Origin of the sequence: Thiopseudomonas acetoxidans (assembly GCF_030362935.1) — a bacterium.
GTDB lineage: Bacteria > Pseudomonadota > Gammaproteobacteria > Pseudomonadales > Pseudomonadaceae > Thiopseudomonas > Thiopseudomonas acetoxidans.
In genome coordinates, this window is sequence record NZ_JAUCDY010000017.1 from 17,180 (window position 1) to 34,398 (window position 17,219).

The following is a 17,219-nucleotide window of genomic DNA, read 5'->3' on the forward strand; positions in this document are numbered from 1 at the left end:
TATTGACTCTTAACATAGTGGTTAATACTATCCATCGCAACACACCCGCCATGCCTCTCCCTGAAGCACACTTTGGCGGGTTTTTTATTTCTGGTGTTTATCAATGAACGGATTCAGCAAACCTTCCTTTACGATAGAGCAACAAATCAGCCTATTGCGTGAGCGCGGACTACATATCCCTGACGAAAACCGAACCAAACGTTACTTATCAAACATCGGCTATTTCCGTTTATCTGACTTACGCAATATGTGTGCTCATCATTCACGCGTATGGAATCGTGAGTTTGGCAGCCGTCCCGAGATAGCAAAAGAAGTGCAAGCTCAGTGGCCGATAATTGCACATACTCTTCCATCACCTTTTCAAAACAGTCCTGAGCAAACAATATCCCCACAGCGCAGGTTGTATATGTTCGTAGTTGTTATGCAATCTTTACTCAATGTTGTCTCACCCAAAAGCCGCTGGGCAGAGCGCTTCATCGACTTACTTGATCGCTATCCACACGACTCACGTTGGCACATGGGCTTTCCAGAGGATTGGCAAAGCGATCCGTTTTGGTCGCGATTCGCGACTAGCCCTAGTAAGCACAAACAATACAGAGAATAGTGATGCTTAAAAAATTTAGAGTAAAAACATCTACTACTAACAGTATTTTATATCTTTGGAAAAGCAATGAAGTCTGATTTAAAAAAAATCTGGGCAGTCTTAGCCGCGCGGGAAAAACGTCAAGCTATAGGTATGATTATTCTAGTTATCCTAATGGCATTTGCAGAAACCATCGGAGTGGTGTCCATCATGCCGTTTTTGTCGGTGCTGGCCCGGCCCGATATCGTGCAAGACAATGCCGTACTGACTTGGCTCTACAACAGGTTTGCTTTTAACAGTAATCAGGAGTTCATCACCGCGTTGGGTATTGCTTCCATTGTGCTGGTGGTGGGTTCATCCGCTTTTAAAACCATTACCCTGCATCTGGTTAACCGTTTTACATTTTTGCTGCGTCACAGCATCAGCGCACGTTTGCTGTCGGGCTACTTGCACCAGCCTTACGAGTTTTTCCTACGCTATAACCCGTCCGAGCTTAGCCGTAATGTGCTGTCGGAGATTGATCAGCTGCACAACGGGCTTATCAAGCCCATCTCCCAATTAATTGCGCAAGGTGCCGTGGCTTTGGCCATGATGTTGCTTTTGCTTTTTTACAATCCATGGATTGCTATTAGTGCAGCATTGATGATTGGCTTGCTGTATGGAGCGATCTATGTCTTAGTGCGCAAGCGCCTTGGTAACACTGGACAAGCAAGACAGAATGCCAATGGTGAACGCTTTCAGGCATGTAATGAAGCACTGGGCGGCATCAAGGATGTAAAAATTACCCATGCCGTCGAAGCCTACCAGCAAAAATTTAACCAATCTTCCCGTGACTTCTCACGCCATCAGGCCAATGCCGAAACCCTGAGCCAGTCACCACTGTATATGGTGGAAACTGCCGGCTATACCGGGCTAATTATCCTCGCGCTAATTTTAATGAAACAAAGTAACGATATCGGCCAAGTGCTACCAGTACTGGGCCTCTATGGCTTTGCCGCCTATCGGCTGCTGCCTTCGGCGCAAATCATGTATCGGGGCTTTGCCCAGCTAAAATTTTCATCCGCTGCACTGGACACCATTCACCAGCATCTGAGCTTGCCACGCCAGGAAAACCACCCTGCTTCCACAGCGCTTATTCCTCAACAAGAAATTCGTCTGCAAGGCATTCGCTTTGCCTACCCGTCTGCTCCAGACAAAGCCGTTTTGCAGGATTTTGAATTGGTTATTCCAGCCAACACCAGCGTCGGCATCATCGGCAAAAGTGGTGCCGGCAAAAGCACCGTCATGGATTTGTTGCTGGGCCTGCTTGAGCCACAGGCGGGCACGCTCTCTGTCGATGGACAGGTGATCGACAGCAGCAACATTCAAAACTGGCAGGCCGCTATTGGCTATGTACCCCAACACATCTATTTGGCCGATACCAGCATCGCCGAGAATATCGCCTTTGGCGTGCCAGCCGGGCAGATCGATATGCAAGCCGTCGAACGCGCTGCCCGCGCTGCACAAATTCATGAATTTATTGTTAACGAGTTACCGGACGGATATCAAAGCAAGGTTGGCGATCGGGGTATACGCATGTCAGGTGGGCAAAGGCAGCGGATTGGTATTGCTCGCGCTCTCTATCGTGATCCGCCGGTGTTGTTGATGGATGAGGCAACCAGTGCATTGGATAACGATACCGAGGCCGCGCTGAATCAAGCCGTGAATGCCTTGGCAGGGCAAAAAACGATCGTTATTATTGCGCATCGAGAAAAAACCTTAAGTCAGTTAGAAAGTATAATAACCATATTTAATAAATGCATTTAAATGAGCCAATATATGTTTAGTCAAATTTGCTTGCTAGATGACTTATTTAGAGATGGCTTTTTGGAGTCGCGAAAATTCATATATAGTATTATTAAGGAACCCATATATCAGGCCACAGGATTGGTCATACCAGATTTGAGTGAGTTTCCTGTTTGTCGCGGATTGAAAAAAGAATTTAGCCTAGGCTTGTTTTATAGCTTATGTGGAAATAAAAGTTGGCATGAGGTTTATAATGGTGTTTCTGAAAAAGCAGCAGAATATCTTTCTGAAAGTATTCCTGAAAATACGCTTATCATTGGATATGAAATGCCGCCATGGTTATTGAAGCTATTATCAGATAATGATCTGCCATATGTCTCTATACGAATAAACCCTATAAAATTTTGCCGTGATCTTTATTTGGTGCTTGATGGGAATATAGAGACATTAAAAAATGCTAAATATTTTAATGTTGACGAAAAAGAAGTAAGACTGGAGGCTGGGTTTTTTTTGCTGCTGTTCAGCAAAGGAAGTTACCTAGAAAAAAATCAGAATATATTAAGAACTCAGTAGTGTTTATTGGCCAAACAGAAAACGATGCTTCCTTGATTGATGAGGCTGGAAGAATTTTGAAAGTTGATTGTTTTTTAGAGGATATTGAGAGAATTGTTGGATCCAGAAACCTGATATACAAACCGCATCCATACGATATGAGGTTTGCAAAAAAAGAGTACAGGGCATTAAAAAGGCATACAAGGCTTTCAACTCAGATTATTAAGGGTGACACTTATAGCTTGTTGGCTAGCGACCTATCATTTGAAACGCTAACAATTTCATCAGGGACTTGTCAGGAGGCCTTGTTTTTTAACAAAAAACCTTTTTATTTATTTAAGCCAATATGCAATCCATGGGATCATCTACATGTTAGACTTTTGGAATTTTGCTCACCGGCTTTTTGGGCAGAATGTTTAGGCTATAAAAGCTCAAAAAATCTTATCACAATGAGCTATCATCCGGATAATGTCATGAGACGTTTTCATGATGTTTGGTGGGGTTACTCTGATTTCATGATAAATAATGATCAATTTTGGCTGCATGCGTATAAGACCAGTAGAAAAAATGAGATATTAAGGTATATTGATAGTTTAAAAAATAATTTAATTAAATTATTGAGGCCTTAAGCATGGTTACACTGGAAAATAAAATAACTAAATGGATATTTTCCTGCAAAATAGTCAAATATATTTTGTATCGAGTAATAATAATTTTTTGTCCGGCAAAAAAAATGAAATTAAAAGATTATATAATTCGCACTATTGAAATATATAACGGAAAACAAGCCAGTGAATCATTGTTTTCAAAAATAATATGGAGTTACTGGGAGGGTGATGAGTCACTATGCGGGTCTGTTTGTCAAAAATCTTGGCGAGAGAATACTAAAGGATTTAATTTAAACTTAGTTACACCGGAGAATATTAAATATTATTTGCCTGACTTTCCTGATACTCCAGAAGACGTACCAGTACAACTTAAAAGTGACTTGGTTAGACTGATGTTGTTAGAAAGATTTGGTGGCGTATGGATGGATTATTCTATATTTTTAACAAGTGATATATCCGATCTGCTGTCAATCATGAAGGAACGCTTGGGTGATGTGATGCTGTTTTATAACGAGTTCCCAGGAGAATATAAAAAAGATCCTCTAAGACCAGTTGTGGAGAATGGATTTATTGCAGCAAAAAAAAATCAAGACTTTATTATAAAGTGGCGAAAACAACATCAGGATGTAATTATGAGTGGTAATTGGAAGGGGTTTTATAGGGATTCACCTGAGTATGGGGATCTCGTGAAAAACTTCATGTCTAAAGATGAGGACTTGATAGACTACCTAGTTTGTTATATATCGGCACAAAAGGTTATGCTAGATGGTCATAGTAGCAATCTTCTTCTATTAAACTCAGAAGATGATTACTACTCGCTAAGGTATCAGATTGAACCGCCACTTCGTTCGTTTAAAATAGCTAATAGTCTTTTGCTAAGAAAAAAGAAATCTATTGATAATCTACCTGTGTTAATCAAACTAACCAAGGGGAATAGACGTCTTGTTGATGAGTACTTAAAATACTCATGTGTTAAAAAACAGTCTTTGTTTGGTCAGTATCTGGAAATCTAAAACTAAAACTTAAACGTAAGAGATATATATCATGCTGCTAGTTGTTGGTGCAGGATTTGCGGGAGCCACACTTTCTCGTAAGCTAGCTGATAGTGGATATAAAATTCACCAAATCGACCGTCGCAACCATATTGGCGGTAATGCTTTTGATGGAGTTGATGATAAAGGTGTCTTGGTGCATCGCTATGGCCCTCATATCTTTCATACAAACAGTGAGCATGTCTGGGATTTTTTGTCCCGTTTTACCGAATGGCGCTCCTATGAGCATCGTGTGCTGGGAGCGGTGGATGGTAAGCATTATCCCTTCCCGATCAACCGCGACACGCTCAATTTGCTATACGGGTTAAACCTTGACGAAGCCGGGGCTGAAAATTTTTTTGAGCAGGTTCGCGAGCCACGCGAACCTGTGCGCACCAGTGAAGATGTAGTCTTAAATTCGGTCGGGCGTGATCTCTATGAGAAGTTTTTTTTAAACTACACGCGTAAACAATGGGGGATGGAACCTTCGGAGCTAAAGGCAGGGGTGGCGGCACGGATCCCCGTCCGCACCAATACAGATGATCGATATTTCACCGACACCTACCAAGCCATGCCTTTGCATGGGTATACAAAAATGTTCGAGCGCATGCTTGATCATCCAAATATAACAGTTGAGCTCGGCGTTGACTTCGCTGATATCAAGGAAAAAGAACAATGGGAGCACGTTGTTTATACCGGACCTATTGATGCCTATTTTAATTACTGTTTTGGTCGCCTGCCTTATCGTTCTCTGAGTTTTGAGCATGAACATATACCCGATACCCAGCAGTATCAAGAAGTAGGTACGGTTAACTTTCCTAATGATCATGCTTATACGCGAATTACCGAATTCAAGCACTTGACAGGGCAGAAACATCCTGGCACTTCGATTGTGCGCGAGTATCCACAGGCACAAGGTGATCCTTATTACCCTATACCCAGTGATGCAAATGAAGCCTTGTACAAACGCTATGCTACTTTAGCTGAAACTGAACAGGGCGTAACCTTTGTCGGTCGGCTGGCACAATATCGTTATTACAATATGGATCAGGTGGTAGCGGCTGCACTAGTCGCTGCTAAAAAAATTATAGGGTAATTAAAATATGCGCATCGCTTTTCTGTGTAAACGGCGCTACATGAGCAAAGATGTAATTCTTGACCGTTATGCGCGGCTTTATGAAATACCTTATCAGCTAGCACGACTGGGCCATGAAGTACGCGGGTACTGTTTGAGCTACCAAGAATCGGAGCAAGGTACTTGGCAGCACAAAACCGAGCCGGGCAGCCTACGCTGGTATTCACGCGGTCTTGGTAAGCTGAAATTTCCTGAATTGCTGGGATATCCGTTAGCGATGCTGCACGCACTGAAGGAGTTTCAGCCGGATATCATTATTGCTGCTTCGGATATTCCGCATGTCGTTTTGGGAGGTTGGTTATCCAATCGACTTGATATTCCGTTTGTAGCCGATCTTTATGACAATTTTGAAGGCTTTGGCCAAGCCCGTATTCCGGGTTTTGTGCCCGCTTTACGTCGTGCTGTGCGGCATGCAGGTCTTGTTTTAACGACCAGCGAGCCATTACGTATGAAGGTAATAACTGACTATCAGGCAACGGGCTCCGTGATTACAATGCCAAGCACAGTTGATACCAATATTTTTCGGACACAAGACAAGCTTGAGTGCCGCTCTATACTGGGGTTACCCGAGGATGCAATTTTAATCGGGACCGCAGGCGGGCTGATGGCAGACCGTGGTGTTGGTGATATTTACCAGGCATGGGATGTGCTTCAGCACACTCATCCACATATACATTTAGTATTGGCTGGCCCTGCTGACACTTCTTTGGCCCCTCCCCAGCATGAGCGCGTACATTATCTAGGTATGTTGAGTCATAGCGATACAGCCAAGTTATTTGCCGCACTAGATGTAGGAATTATTTATTTGCGCGACACACCATTTGGACGTTACTGCTTTCCGCAAAAAGCTTATGAAATGCAGGCGTGTGGTTTACCAGTGATAGCTGCTAATGTTGGTGTGATGCCCCATGTGCTGCATGAGCTTTCATCAGCCATATATGAGGAAAAAAATCCAAACGATTTAATACGAGCACTAGAGTTTCAGCTTGCAAATCGTTTATTGCCAAGTGAGTCAATCAAAGATTGGGCGGAGATCATTGTGCAACTTGAAAGTCAGCTGATTAATCTATAGATCTATTCAGTCAAAACTTTTATAGCGTGTTTAATAACAAGAACCACCAGAGGCATCACGATTGGTGTTAAAGCGTTTATCGATAAAAAGAATATTCATTTTTTTCATGCCTGAATACCCAAGCCCCACCAATACGGCTCAAACCCTTCCACTACGCACCGCCCGACCAGCTCAATAAAATCCTGATGGTCGCCCGTGGTGTGAGCTTTATCCAGCGCACTGTAGTACTCCAGCCGCTGCTCGACTTTGATTACCGCTGCCGGCAGCCCGGCCTGTAGCAGAATCAGGTTCATTAACAAGCGCGAAGTGCGGCCATTACCGTCAGTAAAAGGATGGATTTTGACCAGATCGGCATGGGCGCGGGCGGCAAGTTCGACGGGGTGCAGGCTGTGGGCTTGTTGCTGCAAGCCGGTAATGAATTGCTCCATCAGCTGTGGCACTTGCAGGGCAGTTGGCGGGCGGTGTGTGGCCCCTGCAATCAGCACGTTGGTGCTGCGATAGCGACCAGCGTTGTCTGCATCAATATTTTTCAGCACCCGCTGGTGCAGGGACTTGATCAGCCACTCTGTCACCGGGCTTTGCTGCTGAACCTGCTCTTCCAATAGCAAAATGGCATCGCGGTGGTTGATGGCTTCAAAGTGTTCGCGCAGGGTTTTGCCGCCGACGGTAATGCCTTCCAGGGCGACTCTGGTTTCTTTCAGGGTCAGGGTGTTTCCCTCGATGGCGTTGCTGTGGAACGTCCAGTTGAGGATGAGGTTCTCGCGCAGATTGCTAACCAGGGCAGGCGGCAATGGCCGGTGCTGGTCAAGCCGGGCTTTGAGGTTGTCAATCTGGTTGAGCATGGTGTGATCCTTTATCGTCTGGACAATGAATTGGAGGCAAGATTGTCTTCCTGCATTTGTAGCAAGTCCCGTTCGATTTCTTCGACGGTTGGCAGTGCCCCTTTTAGATTGTCGGGCAAGCTTTCTACCAGGTTATATTCACTCACGCCCATGGGCTTGTTCATGTCACGCAAGGCAAATTCAACTTCGATATTGCTTTTGTCGCGACACAGTAACAGTCCGATGCTGGGTTGATCGTCGTCTTTTTTAAGTAGGCTATCAACAGCGGATAGATAAAAATTTAGTTTACCTGCGTACTCTGGAATAAATTTTTTATTTTTTAGTTCTATAACCACATAGCATTTCAAGGTGATGTGATAGAAGAGCAAGTCCAGATAGTAATCGTTATCTGCAATTTCCAGATGGTATTGACGACCAACAAATGCAAAGCCTTTGCCCAGCTCTAGTAAAAACTGAGTCAAATGCCGGGTAAGCTGCTGCTCGACATCCCGCTCGTTGAAGGAGGTAGTGAGCTGCATAAAATCAAAAATGTAGGGGTCTTTCAGGGTTTGCTGCGCCAGGTCCGATTGAGGCGCAGGCAATGTCCGGGAAAAATTACTGATGGTTTTTCCGGCTCGCTCGTGTAGGCGAGACTTGAGCTGTAAAGCCAGTACATCACGGCTCCAGCCTTGCTCCAGGGTTTGGCTGATATAAAAACTGGCTTCTTCCAGGCTGGTACATTTGGTGAAAATCTGGATGTTGTGGCCCCAGGGGATTTGGTCAACAGGCTGTTGACCAAATGGGCTGGGTTGTAACTCAGCAAAAAACTGATAGAAGCGTAAGCAGTACTTGAGATTGGTCGTTGAGAACCCCTTGATTTCAGGAAACTCTTTTTGTAAGTCGGCCGACAACTGCTGAATAATCTTGTCGCCCCACTGGCTATACTGTTGCTTTTCGTCAATCTGACTACCTAGCTCCCAATAGAAGCGAATCAACTCGCTATTGGCAGCCAGCGCCACACGCATGCGCGCAGCAACAACACGCTGTTTGATATTGTTCAGCCAGTCCAGGTAATCACTTGAATGTTGTAACACAGCGTAATCCTTTTGTTGTGAGTTAGGTACGACCTTGCATTAACTGTGGGCTACCGACAAGTTTCGGCGATTTTGATGCCAAACTTATCCCAGGCAAAATTTTGTGCAAACTCGGTTGCGCCCTCACTAGCCAATGGGCTGTTTAGCGCATGGACAGTTTGTTCCGCCAGCGCGGGGTAATCGTCCTTTTCAACCAGATAGCCAGACTGCCCATGCGCCACGGCATCGACAATGCCACCGGTAGCAAAAGCAACAGTCGGCAGGCCGTGGGCGGCGGCTTCGATGGCGACCATGCCAAAGCCTTCGGGGTCATCGGGGATATGCCGAACGGGAAACACATGTACGTCTGCGGCTTCATACGCTGTAGCCAGTTGGGTTTTATCCGTAATCACACCCAGAAACTTGATGTGCTCGCTAACACCTTGCTGTGCGGCAGCCTGTTCGATTTCTTCCCGGTTTTGAATCCCCGCACCCAGCGAGTTTTTCGGCGCTTCGCCGACGATTACCAAAACCGCTTCCGGCACCTGCTGCACGATGGCTGGCAGTGCCTGTTCGACAAACTCTTTCAATCCTTTGCGAGTGGTCAGTCGCCCGACCGAAAGCATGATTTTTTTGCCCACTAGCCCATGCTGTTGCCTGAATGCTGCAATGGCCGCATCAGGCTGTGCGTGCTCTGGCAAGCTCACTCCCGGATACACAATACTGATTTTCGTTTCTGGCACACCGGCTGCAAATGCCAGTTGTTTGGTGGGCGTGCTGTTGACGATGATGCGGTCGAGCTTTTTAAAGGTGGGTGTCCACAGGCGTTGGTAAATTTTGTCTTGAACCGTGATATCAAAGCCATGTAAGTAAGCTGCAGATTTAGCCCCACAAAGCTTACTTGCTAACCAAGCGATAGGCGCAGTCAAACCACTGCCGGCAAGAATCACATCCGGTTTCCAGCGCAAAGCAAACCACACCGCTTTACAGGCCGCAATAAATAGAAACAGCGGCAACGGCTTGAGAGGCGCTTCACTTAAGCTAACCGACTGGGGTTTCAGCTCAGCTGAACCTTGAGGGCCAATAACCTTAACCTCAGCATACTTACTTAGCTCATCAGCCATGTGCCAATTTAAACGCTCCATACCGCCCACTAATGGCGGCAGGTTGCGGGTGATGATGAGGATTCGTTGCTTATTCATGGTGCGCTGCCAGTGTTTGCTTGCCCTGTTCCGTGAGCCGGTATTTTTGTAAACGGCTGTTGGGTTTGTCGGGAAGTGTCATTTCGATCAGGCCCAGTGCAAGGGCGGGACTCAGATACAACTTAACGAAGTTTCCACGGCCTGAAAGGGTGAGTTTTTCCATAATTTCAGCTCGTTTCATTTCGCCATGAATCACTTGCAACAGCGCCAAGACCTCTGCGCTTACTTGTCCTGCCACTTGTCCTGCCACTTGTCCTGCCACTTGTCCCGCGACTGGGTCGGTGACTTGTCCTGCCGGCTGTGTTTTTTTGTAAAAAGTCGTCCTCACCGCGCCCCAGGTGTAGGCAAACTCAGGCTTGGGCAAGCCTGCTTCCAGGCAATAGTCGATAATGTTTAGCGTGCCGCGCCCCCAGTTTTCAATAAAACCGCACTTGTAAAACACGGCGGCCATGGTTGGGTTAAAGGGCTTGGACTGGTGAGGCTGGTCGAATAGCTCAATGGGTACTTCACGGCTGAGTGTCGCGCCGTTGTACATCACCAGTTTGTCGTCGTATACACGAATTTGCAGGTTGCAGGTGTCGGTGTAATCGCGATGAATCAGTGCGTTGATAATGGCTTCACGCAGCGCATCGTAAGGGTATTCCAGTGTTTCGCGGCGGTGCATGCCTTCGTAGGAGATGTAGGCTCTTAAATACTTTAAGCGCAGCACATCCATAATCAGGTCAACCTGGTTGATCAGGTTGCCTTCTATGATGTCGCTGCTTTGCACATCGGTTTCGGACAAAAACCGGCCTATTTTGGAGTGCGACTGGATATAGAACTGCTGTGGGTTTTTCCCGAACAGTAAAATGGCGGCGCGTTTAAGCTCGTTGCCTTCGTACAGGTTGAGCTTGCGCAGCAGGCTTTCCAGGTTTTGCTCTTCCAGAATGCCTGGCACCCGGTCCTGGGCCAGGCGTTTGAACCGCTCTACGGTGGGCAGGTCGATGTCTTCTATGGAAAAACGCTCTTCGGCAATATCGTCCCAGGTTTTACCGTATTTTTTCAGCAAAAACTGGTTCAGATTGCCGCTGGCAAGTTCGATGGTGTTGCTGCCGCTGCGCTTATAAAACTTTCCGGCGTAGGAAACGGGGGCCAGTGTGCTTTGTACATCTATTTCCAAATAAATTTTTTGGCCTTTTTCGTGCGGGATTACGTCAACCAGCAAACCGAGCTTGCTGTTGATTTTGTTGGGCAGGGTTTCCAGCAGCTGTTTGCTGTTGTCTATGCCAATGATTTCACCTTCGTCATTCACGCCAATTAAAAGCTGACCGCCTTCACCATTGGCAAAAGCGCAAATGGTTTTGAGGTAGTCATCTTTCCAGATACGTTTAAATTCAAGTGTTTGGCTTTCTGTAAACATGGCCTGTTCCCTAGCAATTTCCTATAGCCCCAATGGCTTCCGCTCCCGCCAAAATTTGCCTTAAATAGCTCTCAGGCACTAACCACATTCTCAGCTGGTTGCAGCCTGCCCCGTGTATCGACAATGAGGCGAGCGTGCTGCACGAGCTGGCCGTAATCAAAAGCATCATGGTCAGTGGCAATTAGAATACAGTCATAGCTGGCGATATGGGCGGCGCTGAGTTCAACCGAGTCCAGATCAAAGCTGTAATCCCGTTTACTGGGAAACACCGGCACATGTGGATCAGAATACGCAATTTGCGCGCCTTTTTCTTCAAGCAGCGCCATGATCTCTACCGCAGGCGATTCGCGGGTGTCGTCGATGTTTTTCTTATAACTCAAGCCCAGAATAAGAATCTTGCTGCCTTTGATGGCTTTTTCTTTCTCATTCAATGCATCAGCAACTTTTTGCACAACCCAGCGTGGCATGTAGTGGTTGATCTCGCCGGCCAGTTCGATAAAGCGGGTGTTGATGCCGTACTCACGAGCTTTCCACGTCAGGTAGAAGGGGTCGATGGGGATACAGTGCCCGCCCAGGCCCGGCCCTGGTGTGTAGGGTACAAAACCAAAGGGCTTGGTGGCGGCGGCCTGGATCACTTCGTGGATGTTGATGCCCATTTTATCGGCGACGATTTTCATTTCGTTGACCAGACCGATGTTGACGGCACGGTGGATGTTTTCCAATAGTTTGGTCATTTCCGCAGCGCGCGGCGTGCTGACCGGAACCATTTGCTTAATTGCATGCTGGTAGAGCTGAGTGCCGAGTTCAAGGCAATTGGGTGTCATGCCGCCAATGACTTTGGGAATATCCTTGGTGCTGTATGTTGTGTTGCCTGGGTCTTCTCGCTCAGGTGAAAAGACTAGCGCGCAGTTTTCACCGGGTATAAAACCTTGGCTTTTTAGAGCTGGTGCAAGAATTTCTTCAGTGGTGCCCGGCCAAGTTGTGCTCTCTAGGCTTAATAACTGACCTGCTTTGAAATACGGCAAGATAGATGCAAGGGTATTTTCGACATAACTTAAATCAGGTTCACGATAGACATTTAAAGGAGTCGGTACGCAAATGATCAGGGCATCCACTTCTTGCGTGCGTGAAAAATCACTGGTCGCTTCAAAGCCATTCTGTTGCGCGGCAATAATCTCTTGCGCCTGTAAGCGCTCGATGTAGCTTTTGCCATTATTTAAGCGGGTGACTTTAGACTCATCAATATCAAAACCAACAACCTTGATACCCACTTCGCTAAAGCGCAGCGCCAGTGGCAAGCCGACGTAGCCCAACCCATAGACGCCAACCACCGCTGTTTTGCTGGCTATGCGTTGCTTTAAGCCATCCAAAGCATTCATCGAACACGTGCCTTATCGTTAAAGAAAGTTAATTTGGCAATAATGCCACATTTAACGCCGAGAGTTTGTTACACAGCGCTAAGTTGTGACTCGATTTAAGTGATACTGGGCGAAGCTGGCTATAAGCTAATACAGGCGTTGCCGGATAATCTAATCGCGCAAAAGTTGCGCTCCCACAATTCCACAATTCCACAATTCCACAGGCCCACAATCCCGCAATCCCACAGTAAAGCAAGGCGGTTTGCACGCAGCCGGTCGCTTGGCAAAGCTCTTGTAGAAGCTTACATTTTCCAAGTTCCTCGACAATTTTTCCAGCTGCCCAGATTTTTCTACACCCTTAAATGCGAAGAGCCAGTTTAGTTAAGTATGGAGCTGCTCGACACAATTACGAAATAACCTCACAAAAACACATCGGATGAAGCTGCATTTTATGCTGATACTTGCAGGAACCTTAGTTTTTCTAAAGTTAAGGCTTAAACCGCTCTAAAGTAGGCCTTACAGGCTGAATAGAGTGCATCGTTATACCGCCACCTTTGAGCGGGGTTTTTAACGCTTAATATCAAGGCTAATGCTCTTTATATAATAGAGTTATTCATTGTTGAAAAGCTGATTTAAAAAATATTCTAAGTGGATAAAAACAACCTAAGTCAGCGCTGTTTTGTTCTATCAGTAACAGTCAATTGTACAGCGTTGGGGCGCTCTTATTTATAGGGATTATCTCTGTAAGCGCACAGTTATTTTACAGTTTTTGTTGTGGCCTGACTTCGTGGTATTGGCGCTCTAGAGCCTTTAGATGCTTGTAAAACATTTAAGCTTTAATTTAATTATATTTGCATCAAGTCTGATTTTGTACGGTTTGGATAGCGAACTGTAGGTGCTGAATGGGTTTTCTGTAACTGGGTAAAGGAGTTATTTGCGGGGTGTTATTTAGGCGTGCTTGGGTCTTTGCAAAGCGTAGAAATCATAGATTAACTGGGCGTAAAGGCGCATTTAAAATAGGGCTTTTGGCAGGCTTTATTGGGCTTATTTCCTATCATAAAAAAGTGAGTGATGGCTAATGCTTGCACAAAAAGTTCTTGATTTAAGTCATGTGTTTTAGGTTTGTATGCTGGCTACTATGCAAGCGCATTTTACAGATAAAACGATTAAAACCTCTGTCTAGGGAGCTATCCAAAATGCCAAATAACCATCCTTCTAATACTCTGAAGAAGCCAAGAATGCTTCCAAGGAAAGATCGTATGACTATCGCTGGTAAGATCTCAAAAGCAGGCTTTATCGCTGCTTTCTCACTGCTTGGGTTAGCAGTATCTCAAGCTAATGCTTCCACTGCACCAGCAATGACTGATGCAGAAAAAGAGGCTGCAAAACTGATTTATTTCGAGCGTTGCGCCGGTTGTCACGGTGTTTTGCGTAAAGGTGCTACAGGTAAAAACCTAGAGCCGAACTGGTCAATAACCCAGCCAGATGGCAGTAAACTCGAAGGCGGAACACTGCGTTTGGGTACTAAGCGTCTAGAAAATATCATTGCCTACGGTACTGAAGGCGGGATGGTTAACTATGACGACATCCTGACTCCAGAAGAAATCAACATGATGGCCCGCTATCTTCAACATGAGCCACCGATTCCGCCGGAGTTCTCCCTGCAAGACATGAAAGACAGCTGGAACCTCATTGTTCCGTTGTCTGAGCGTGTTACGAAACAGATGAATAAAATCAACTTGAAAAACGTATTCGCAGTTACTTTACGTGATGCGGGTAAGTTGGCGTTGATTGACGGTGACACACACAAAGTCTGGAAGATCTTGGAAAGTGGTTATGCCGTACACATTTCACGTTTTTCCGCATCAGGTCGCTACGTGTATACCACCGGTCGTGACGGTTTGACTACCATTATTGACCTGTGGCCTGAAGAGCCGATGACTGTTGCGACTGTACGCTTTGGTTCTGACATGCGTTCGGTTGACGTGTCCAAGTACAAGGGGTACGAAGACAAGTATCTGATAGGTGGTACCTACTGGCCACCACAGTACAGTATCGTGGATGGCTTGACCTTGGAGCCGATTAAAGTTGTCTCCACACGTGGCCAGACCGTTGATGGTGAGTATCACCCAGAGCCACGTGTTGCCTCTATCGTTGCTAACCCGCTCAAGCCTGAGTGGGTAGTGAGTGTTAAGGAAACTGGGCAGATTTTGTTGGTTGACTACACCGACTTAGACAACTTGAAGTCTACCGCGATTGCATCGTCCAAGTTCCTGCATGATGGTGGTTGGGATGCATCGCACCGTTACTTCTTAGTGGCAGCTAACGCTTCTAACCAAGTTGCTGCGGTTGATACTAAGACGGGTAAGCTGGCGGCTATTGTTGATACAGCGAAAATTCCTCACCCGGGCCGTGGTGCGAACTTCACTCACCCAGAGTTTGGACCGGTATGGTCTACGGGTCACCTTGGTGATGACGTAGTTTCTTTAATCTCAACCCCATCGGAAGAGAAAAAGAACGCTAAATACAAAAAACATAACTGGAAAGTTGTTCAAGAGTTGAAGATGCCAGGCGCGGGTAACTTGTTTGTTAAAACCCACCCTAAATCTAAAAACTTCTGGGCTGATGCTCCTATGAACCCAGAGCGTGAAATCGCTGAGTCTGTTTATGTGTTTGACTTAAACGACTTGAGCAAAGAGCCACGGGTGCTGAACGTTGGTAAAGATTCTGGTTTACCAGAAGGCAAAGCAATTCGCCGCGCTGTACAGCCAGAATACAACCAAGCGGGTGACGAGGTTTGGATCTCACTATGGGGTGGTAAAGCGGATCAGTCAGCAATCGTTATTTATGACGATAAGACGCTGAAAGTGAAGTCTGTTATCACGAGTCCAGAAATCATTACTCCGACTGGTAAGTTTAACCTTTACAACACCATGTTTGACGTTTACTAACTGGTTCAGTTGAACTGCTAAATATCCCCCCCCCACTTCGCAGATTCATGCGGGGTGGGGGTGGAACAGGAAAGGAAAAAGCAAATGGCAGATCAAGACAGCAGAAACACGCAGGAGTCGCAGCAGCGGACTGGGTTTTTTGCATACCTATGTCGCCCAAACGTGCATTACTCTTTAGCCAGCATACTAGTGGTAGGTATTATTGCCGGGGTACTTTTCTGGGGTGGCTTTAACACCGCATTGGAAATGACCAATACCGAGGAGTTCTGTCTCTCTTGTCATGAAATGCGCGATAACGTTTATCCAGAATACAAAGAAACAATTCACTACACTAACCGTACCGGTGTACGAGCTACTTGCCCCGATTGTCACGTACCTAAGGAATGGGGCTACAAAATGGTGCGCAAGATAGAGGCATCAAGAGAACTCTGGGGTAAGTTAGTAGGCACGATTGATACACCTGAGAAATTCGAAGCCAAGCGTTTAACCCTGGCCCGCAGCGAGTGGAAGCGCATGAAAGCTTCAGATTCTCGTGAATGTAGAAACTGCCATAGTCTTGAAAGTATGAATATCGAAACGCAGAAGCAGCGTGCACGCAAGCAACATGAAATGGCGCTGGCTGAAAATATGACTTGCATCGACTGTCATAAAGGCATTGCTCACCATTTGCCTGAAGGAATGACTGATGAAGATTATGATTAAAAAGCAAGACAGGTAATCAATTGGGGAGTAAGCGATTATGAAAAAAATTATGATGACCAGCCTAGCAGGCGCTATCTTTACACTTACTGCAGGCAGTGCTCTAGCAGCAGCTCCTGCTGATTGGAGTAAGGTTCCTGCAACTAGCATTTCTTTGCTCTATCCGGGCGTCTCACCGATTGAGTGGATTACCAAAGGAACTGAACACGGTGGTGCGCGCGTATTACGTAAGGGTGAAACCTGCGCTGGGTGTCACTCAGAAGAAGTGGGTGATATGGGACAGCTGATTGCCAGCGGTGGCAAAATTGAGCCTAGCCCAATTCCAGGTAAAGCGCCTTTCATCGACGCCAAAGTACAGGCAGCTAACGATGGCGAAAACTTGTATTTGCGCTTTGTGTGGAAGCAGCCAGCAGCATCGGGTGCACCACAAATGGATGAAAACAACCCAGTAAAAATTGCTTATATGCTTGAAGCCGGCGATAAAGTCGAGCTAGCTGGGCAGAGCGGTTGCTGGGGCAGCTGTCACGGTGATGCGCGCACCATGCCGGGTGCCGCGGACACTAAAACAAAGTATGTAAAAGGCGGCTCATTGGCTGATGGTGTGTTCTACGATTTAAACCAGTGGCGCAGTGGTGAAAATAAAGCCTATGACGGCTATGTGGCCACTGAGCGAGTAATGGAAGGTGGACAAGCGCTGGTTAGCGCAGATGGGAAACTTACCGACGGTGTTTGGACTGTAGAGTTCACACGTAAACTAAGAGGTGGCGAGGGCGATGTAGCACTTGAGTCGGGTAAAACCTATAACTTTGGTTTCGCCATCCATGACGACAGCTCTATAGGCCGTTTTCACCATGTATCGCTTGGCTATAAGCTAGGTATCGATACCGAGGCTGATATCACTGCGCTTAAGCAGTAAATGGAGTTTTTGGTTAACGGCGCTGTAACGCTTG

General features: G+C 46.2%; 15 protein-coding genes. 10 read left to right on the plus strand and 5 right to left on the minus strand.

The window, feature by feature from the left end:
• Nucleotides 1-103 precede the first annotated feature (103 nt).
• From QEZ41_RS11180 to QEZ41_RS11210, 7 genes are all read left to right on the plus strand, one after another.
• Nucleotides 104-604 carry an Abi family protein gene (locus QEZ41_RS11180; protein WP_289411676.1) on the plus strand — a complete coding sequence of 167 codons (501 nt, stop codon included), beginning with the start codon at nucleotides 104-106 and terminating at the stop codon, nucleotides 602-604.
• A gap of 66 nt (nucleotides 605-670) precedes the next feature.
• On the plus strand, nucleotides 671-2,389 hold the full coding sequence (locus QEZ41_RS11185; RefSeq protein ID WP_289411677.1) for an ABC transporter ATP-binding protein: 1,719 nt from the start codon (nucleotides 671-673) through the stop codon (nucleotides 2,387-2,389).
• Between the two features lie 12 nt (nucleotides 2,390-2,401).
• The gene (locus QEZ41_RS11190; protein WP_289411678.1) at nucleotides 2,402-2,941 is read left to right on the plus strand and encodes a hypothetical protein; all 540 of its coding nucleotides are present in this window, start codon (nucleotides 2,402-2,404) and stop codon (nucleotides 2,939-2,941) included.
• Nucleotides 2,941-3,549, plus strand: a complete 609-nt coding sequence (locus QEZ41_RS11195; RefSeq protein ID WP_289411679.1) for a hypothetical protein — start codon at nucleotides 2,941-2,943, stop codon at nucleotides 3,547-3,549. Before QEZ41_RS11190 ends, QEZ41_RS11195 begins: the two co-directional genes overlap by 1 nt.
• Before the next feature lie 2 nt (nucleotides 3,550-3,551).
• Nucleotides 3,552-4,541 carry a capsular polysaccharide synthesis protein gene (locus tag QEZ41_RS11200; protein ID WP_289411680.1) on the plus strand — a complete coding sequence of 330 codons (990 nt, stop codon included), beginning with the start codon at nucleotides 3,552-3,554 and terminating at the stop codon, nucleotides 4,539-4,541.
• A gap of 31 nt (nucleotides 4,542-4,572) precedes the next feature.
• Nucleotides 4,573-5,655 (plus strand): UDP-galactopyranose mutase, encoded by a 1,083-nt coding sequence (glf, locus tag QEZ41_RS11205; RefSeq protein WP_289411681.1) that lies wholly within the window; start codon nucleotides 4,573-4,575, stop codon nucleotides 5,653-5,655.
• A gap of 40 nt (nucleotides 5,656-5,695) precedes the next feature.
• Complete coding sequence (locus QEZ41_RS11210) at nucleotides 5,696-6,766, plus strand: glycosyltransferase family 4 protein (RefSeq protein ID WP_289411682.1); 1,071 nt, start codon at nucleotides 5,696-5,698, stop codon at nucleotides 6,764-6,766.
• Nucleotides 6,767-6,870: 104 nt separating this feature from the next.
• Here the strand turns inward: QEZ41_RS11210 and QEZ41_RS11215 are convergent, their stop codons facing one another.
• The 5 genes from QEZ41_RS11215 to QEZ41_RS11235 form a co-directional block, all read right to left on the minus strand.
• On the minus strand, nucleotides 6,871-7,608 hold the full coding sequence (locus QEZ41_RS11215) for a Fic family protein (RefSeq protein ID WP_289411683.1): 738 nt from the start codon (nucleotides 7,606-7,608) through the stop codon (nucleotides 6,871-6,873).
• Nucleotides 7,609-7,619: 11 nt separating this feature from the next.
• Nucleotides 7,620-8,681 (minus strand): PDDEXK nuclease domain-containing protein, encoded by a 1,062-nt coding sequence (locus QEZ41_RS11220; protein ID WP_289411684.1) that lies wholly within the window; start codon nucleotides 8,679-8,681, stop codon nucleotides 7,620-7,622.
• A 50-nt stretch (nucleotides 8,682-8,731) separates the two neighbouring features.
• Nucleotides 8,732-9,862: a glycosyltransferase family 4 protein gene (locus QEZ41_RS11225; protein ID WP_289411685.1), complete on the minus strand. Its 1,131-nt coding sequence runs from the start codon at nucleotides 9,860-9,862 to the stop codon at nucleotides 8,732-8,734.
• Nucleotides 9,855-11,261 (minus strand): Fic family protein, encoded by a 1,407-nt coding sequence (locus QEZ41_RS11230; protein ID WP_289411686.1) that lies wholly within the window; start codon nucleotides 11,259-11,261, stop codon nucleotides 9,855-9,857. The genes QEZ41_RS11225 and QEZ41_RS11230 overlap by 8 nt, the downstream gene beginning before the upstream one ends.
• A 71-nt stretch (nucleotides 11,262-11,332) precedes the next feature.
• The gene (locus tag QEZ41_RS11235; protein ID WP_289411687.1) at nucleotides 11,333-12,640 is read right to left on the minus strand and encodes a nucleotide sugar dehydrogenase; all 1,308 of its coding nucleotides are present in this window, start codon (nucleotides 12,638-12,640) and stop codon (nucleotides 11,333-11,335) included.
• Nucleotides 12,641-13,878: 1,238 nt separating this feature from the next.
• Between QEZ41_RS11235 and QEZ41_RS11240 the strand changes: the two genes are divergently transcribed.
• From QEZ41_RS11240 to QEZ41_RS11250, 3 genes are all read left to right on the plus strand, one after another.
• Complete coding sequence (locus QEZ41_RS11240) at nucleotides 13,879-15,570, plus strand: cytochrome D1 domain-containing protein (RefSeq protein WP_289411688.1); 1,692 nt, start codon at nucleotides 13,879-13,881, stop codon at nucleotides 15,568-15,570.
• Nucleotides 15,571-15,654: 84 nt separating this feature from the next.
• Nucleotides 15,655-16,272: a NapC/NirT family cytochrome c gene (locus QEZ41_RS11245; RefSeq protein ID WP_289411689.1), complete on the plus strand. Its 618-nt coding sequence runs from the start codon at nucleotides 15,655-15,657 to the stop codon at nucleotides 16,270-16,272.
• A gap of 37 nt (nucleotides 16,273-16,309) precedes the next feature.
• Entirely contained in the window at nucleotides 16,310-17,185 is an 876-nt protein-coding gene (locus tag QEZ41_RS11250) for an ethylbenzene dehydrogenase-related protein (RefSeq protein WP_289411690.1), read from the plus strand.
• The last annotated feature ends 34 nt before the right edge of the window (nucleotides 17,186-17,219 follow it).

Coding starts and splice junctions, on each gene's coding strand:
- QEZ41_RS11180 (WP_289411676.1), top strand. CDS start 104: ATGAACGGATTCAGCAAACCTTCCTTTACGATAGAGCAACAAATCAGC.
- QEZ41_RS11185 (WP_289411677.1), top strand. CDS start 671: ATGAAGTCTGATTTAAAAAAAATCTGGGCAGTCTTAGCCGCGCGGGAA.
- QEZ41_RS11190 (WP_289411678.1), top strand. CDS start 2,402: ATGTTTAGTCAAATTTGCTTGCTAGATGACTTATTTAGAGATGGCTTT.
- QEZ41_RS11200 (WP_289411680.1), top strand. CDS start 3,552: ATGGTTACACTGGAAAATAAAATAACTAAATGGATATTTTCCTGCAAA.
- glf (WP_289411681.1), top strand. CDS start 4,573: ATGCTGCTAGTTGTTGGTGCAGGATTTGCGGGAGCCACACTTTCTCGT.
- QEZ41_RS11210 (WP_289411682.1), top strand. CDS start 5,696: ATGAGCAAAGATGTAATTCTTGACCGTTATGCGCGGCTTTATGAAATA.
- QEZ41_RS11215 (WP_289411683.1), bottom strand. CDS start 7,608: ATGCTCAACCAGATTGACAACCTCAAAGCCCGGCTTGACCAGCACCGG.
- QEZ41_RS11225 (WP_289411685.1), bottom strand. CDS start 9,862: ATGAATAAGCAACGAATCCTCATCATCACCCGCAACCTGCCGCCATTA.
- QEZ41_RS11230 (WP_289411686.1), bottom strand. CDS start 11,261: ATGTTTACAGAAAGCCAAACACTTGAATTTAAACGTATCTGGAAAGAT.
- QEZ41_RS11235 (WP_289411687.1), bottom strand. CDS start 12,640: ATGAATGCTTTGGATGGCTTAAAGCAACGCATAGCCAGCAAAACAGCG.
- QEZ41_RS11240 (WP_289411688.1), top strand. CDS start 13,879: ATGACTATCGCTGGTAAGATCTCAAAAGCAGGCTTTATCGCTGCTTTC.
- QEZ41_RS11245 (WP_289411689.1), top strand. CDS start 15,655: ATGGCAGATCAAGACAGCAGAAACACGCAGGAGTCGCAGCAGCGGACT.
- QEZ41_RS11250 (WP_289411690.1), top strand. CDS start 16,310: ATGAAAAAAATTATGATGACCAGCCTAGCAGGCGCTATCTTTACACTT.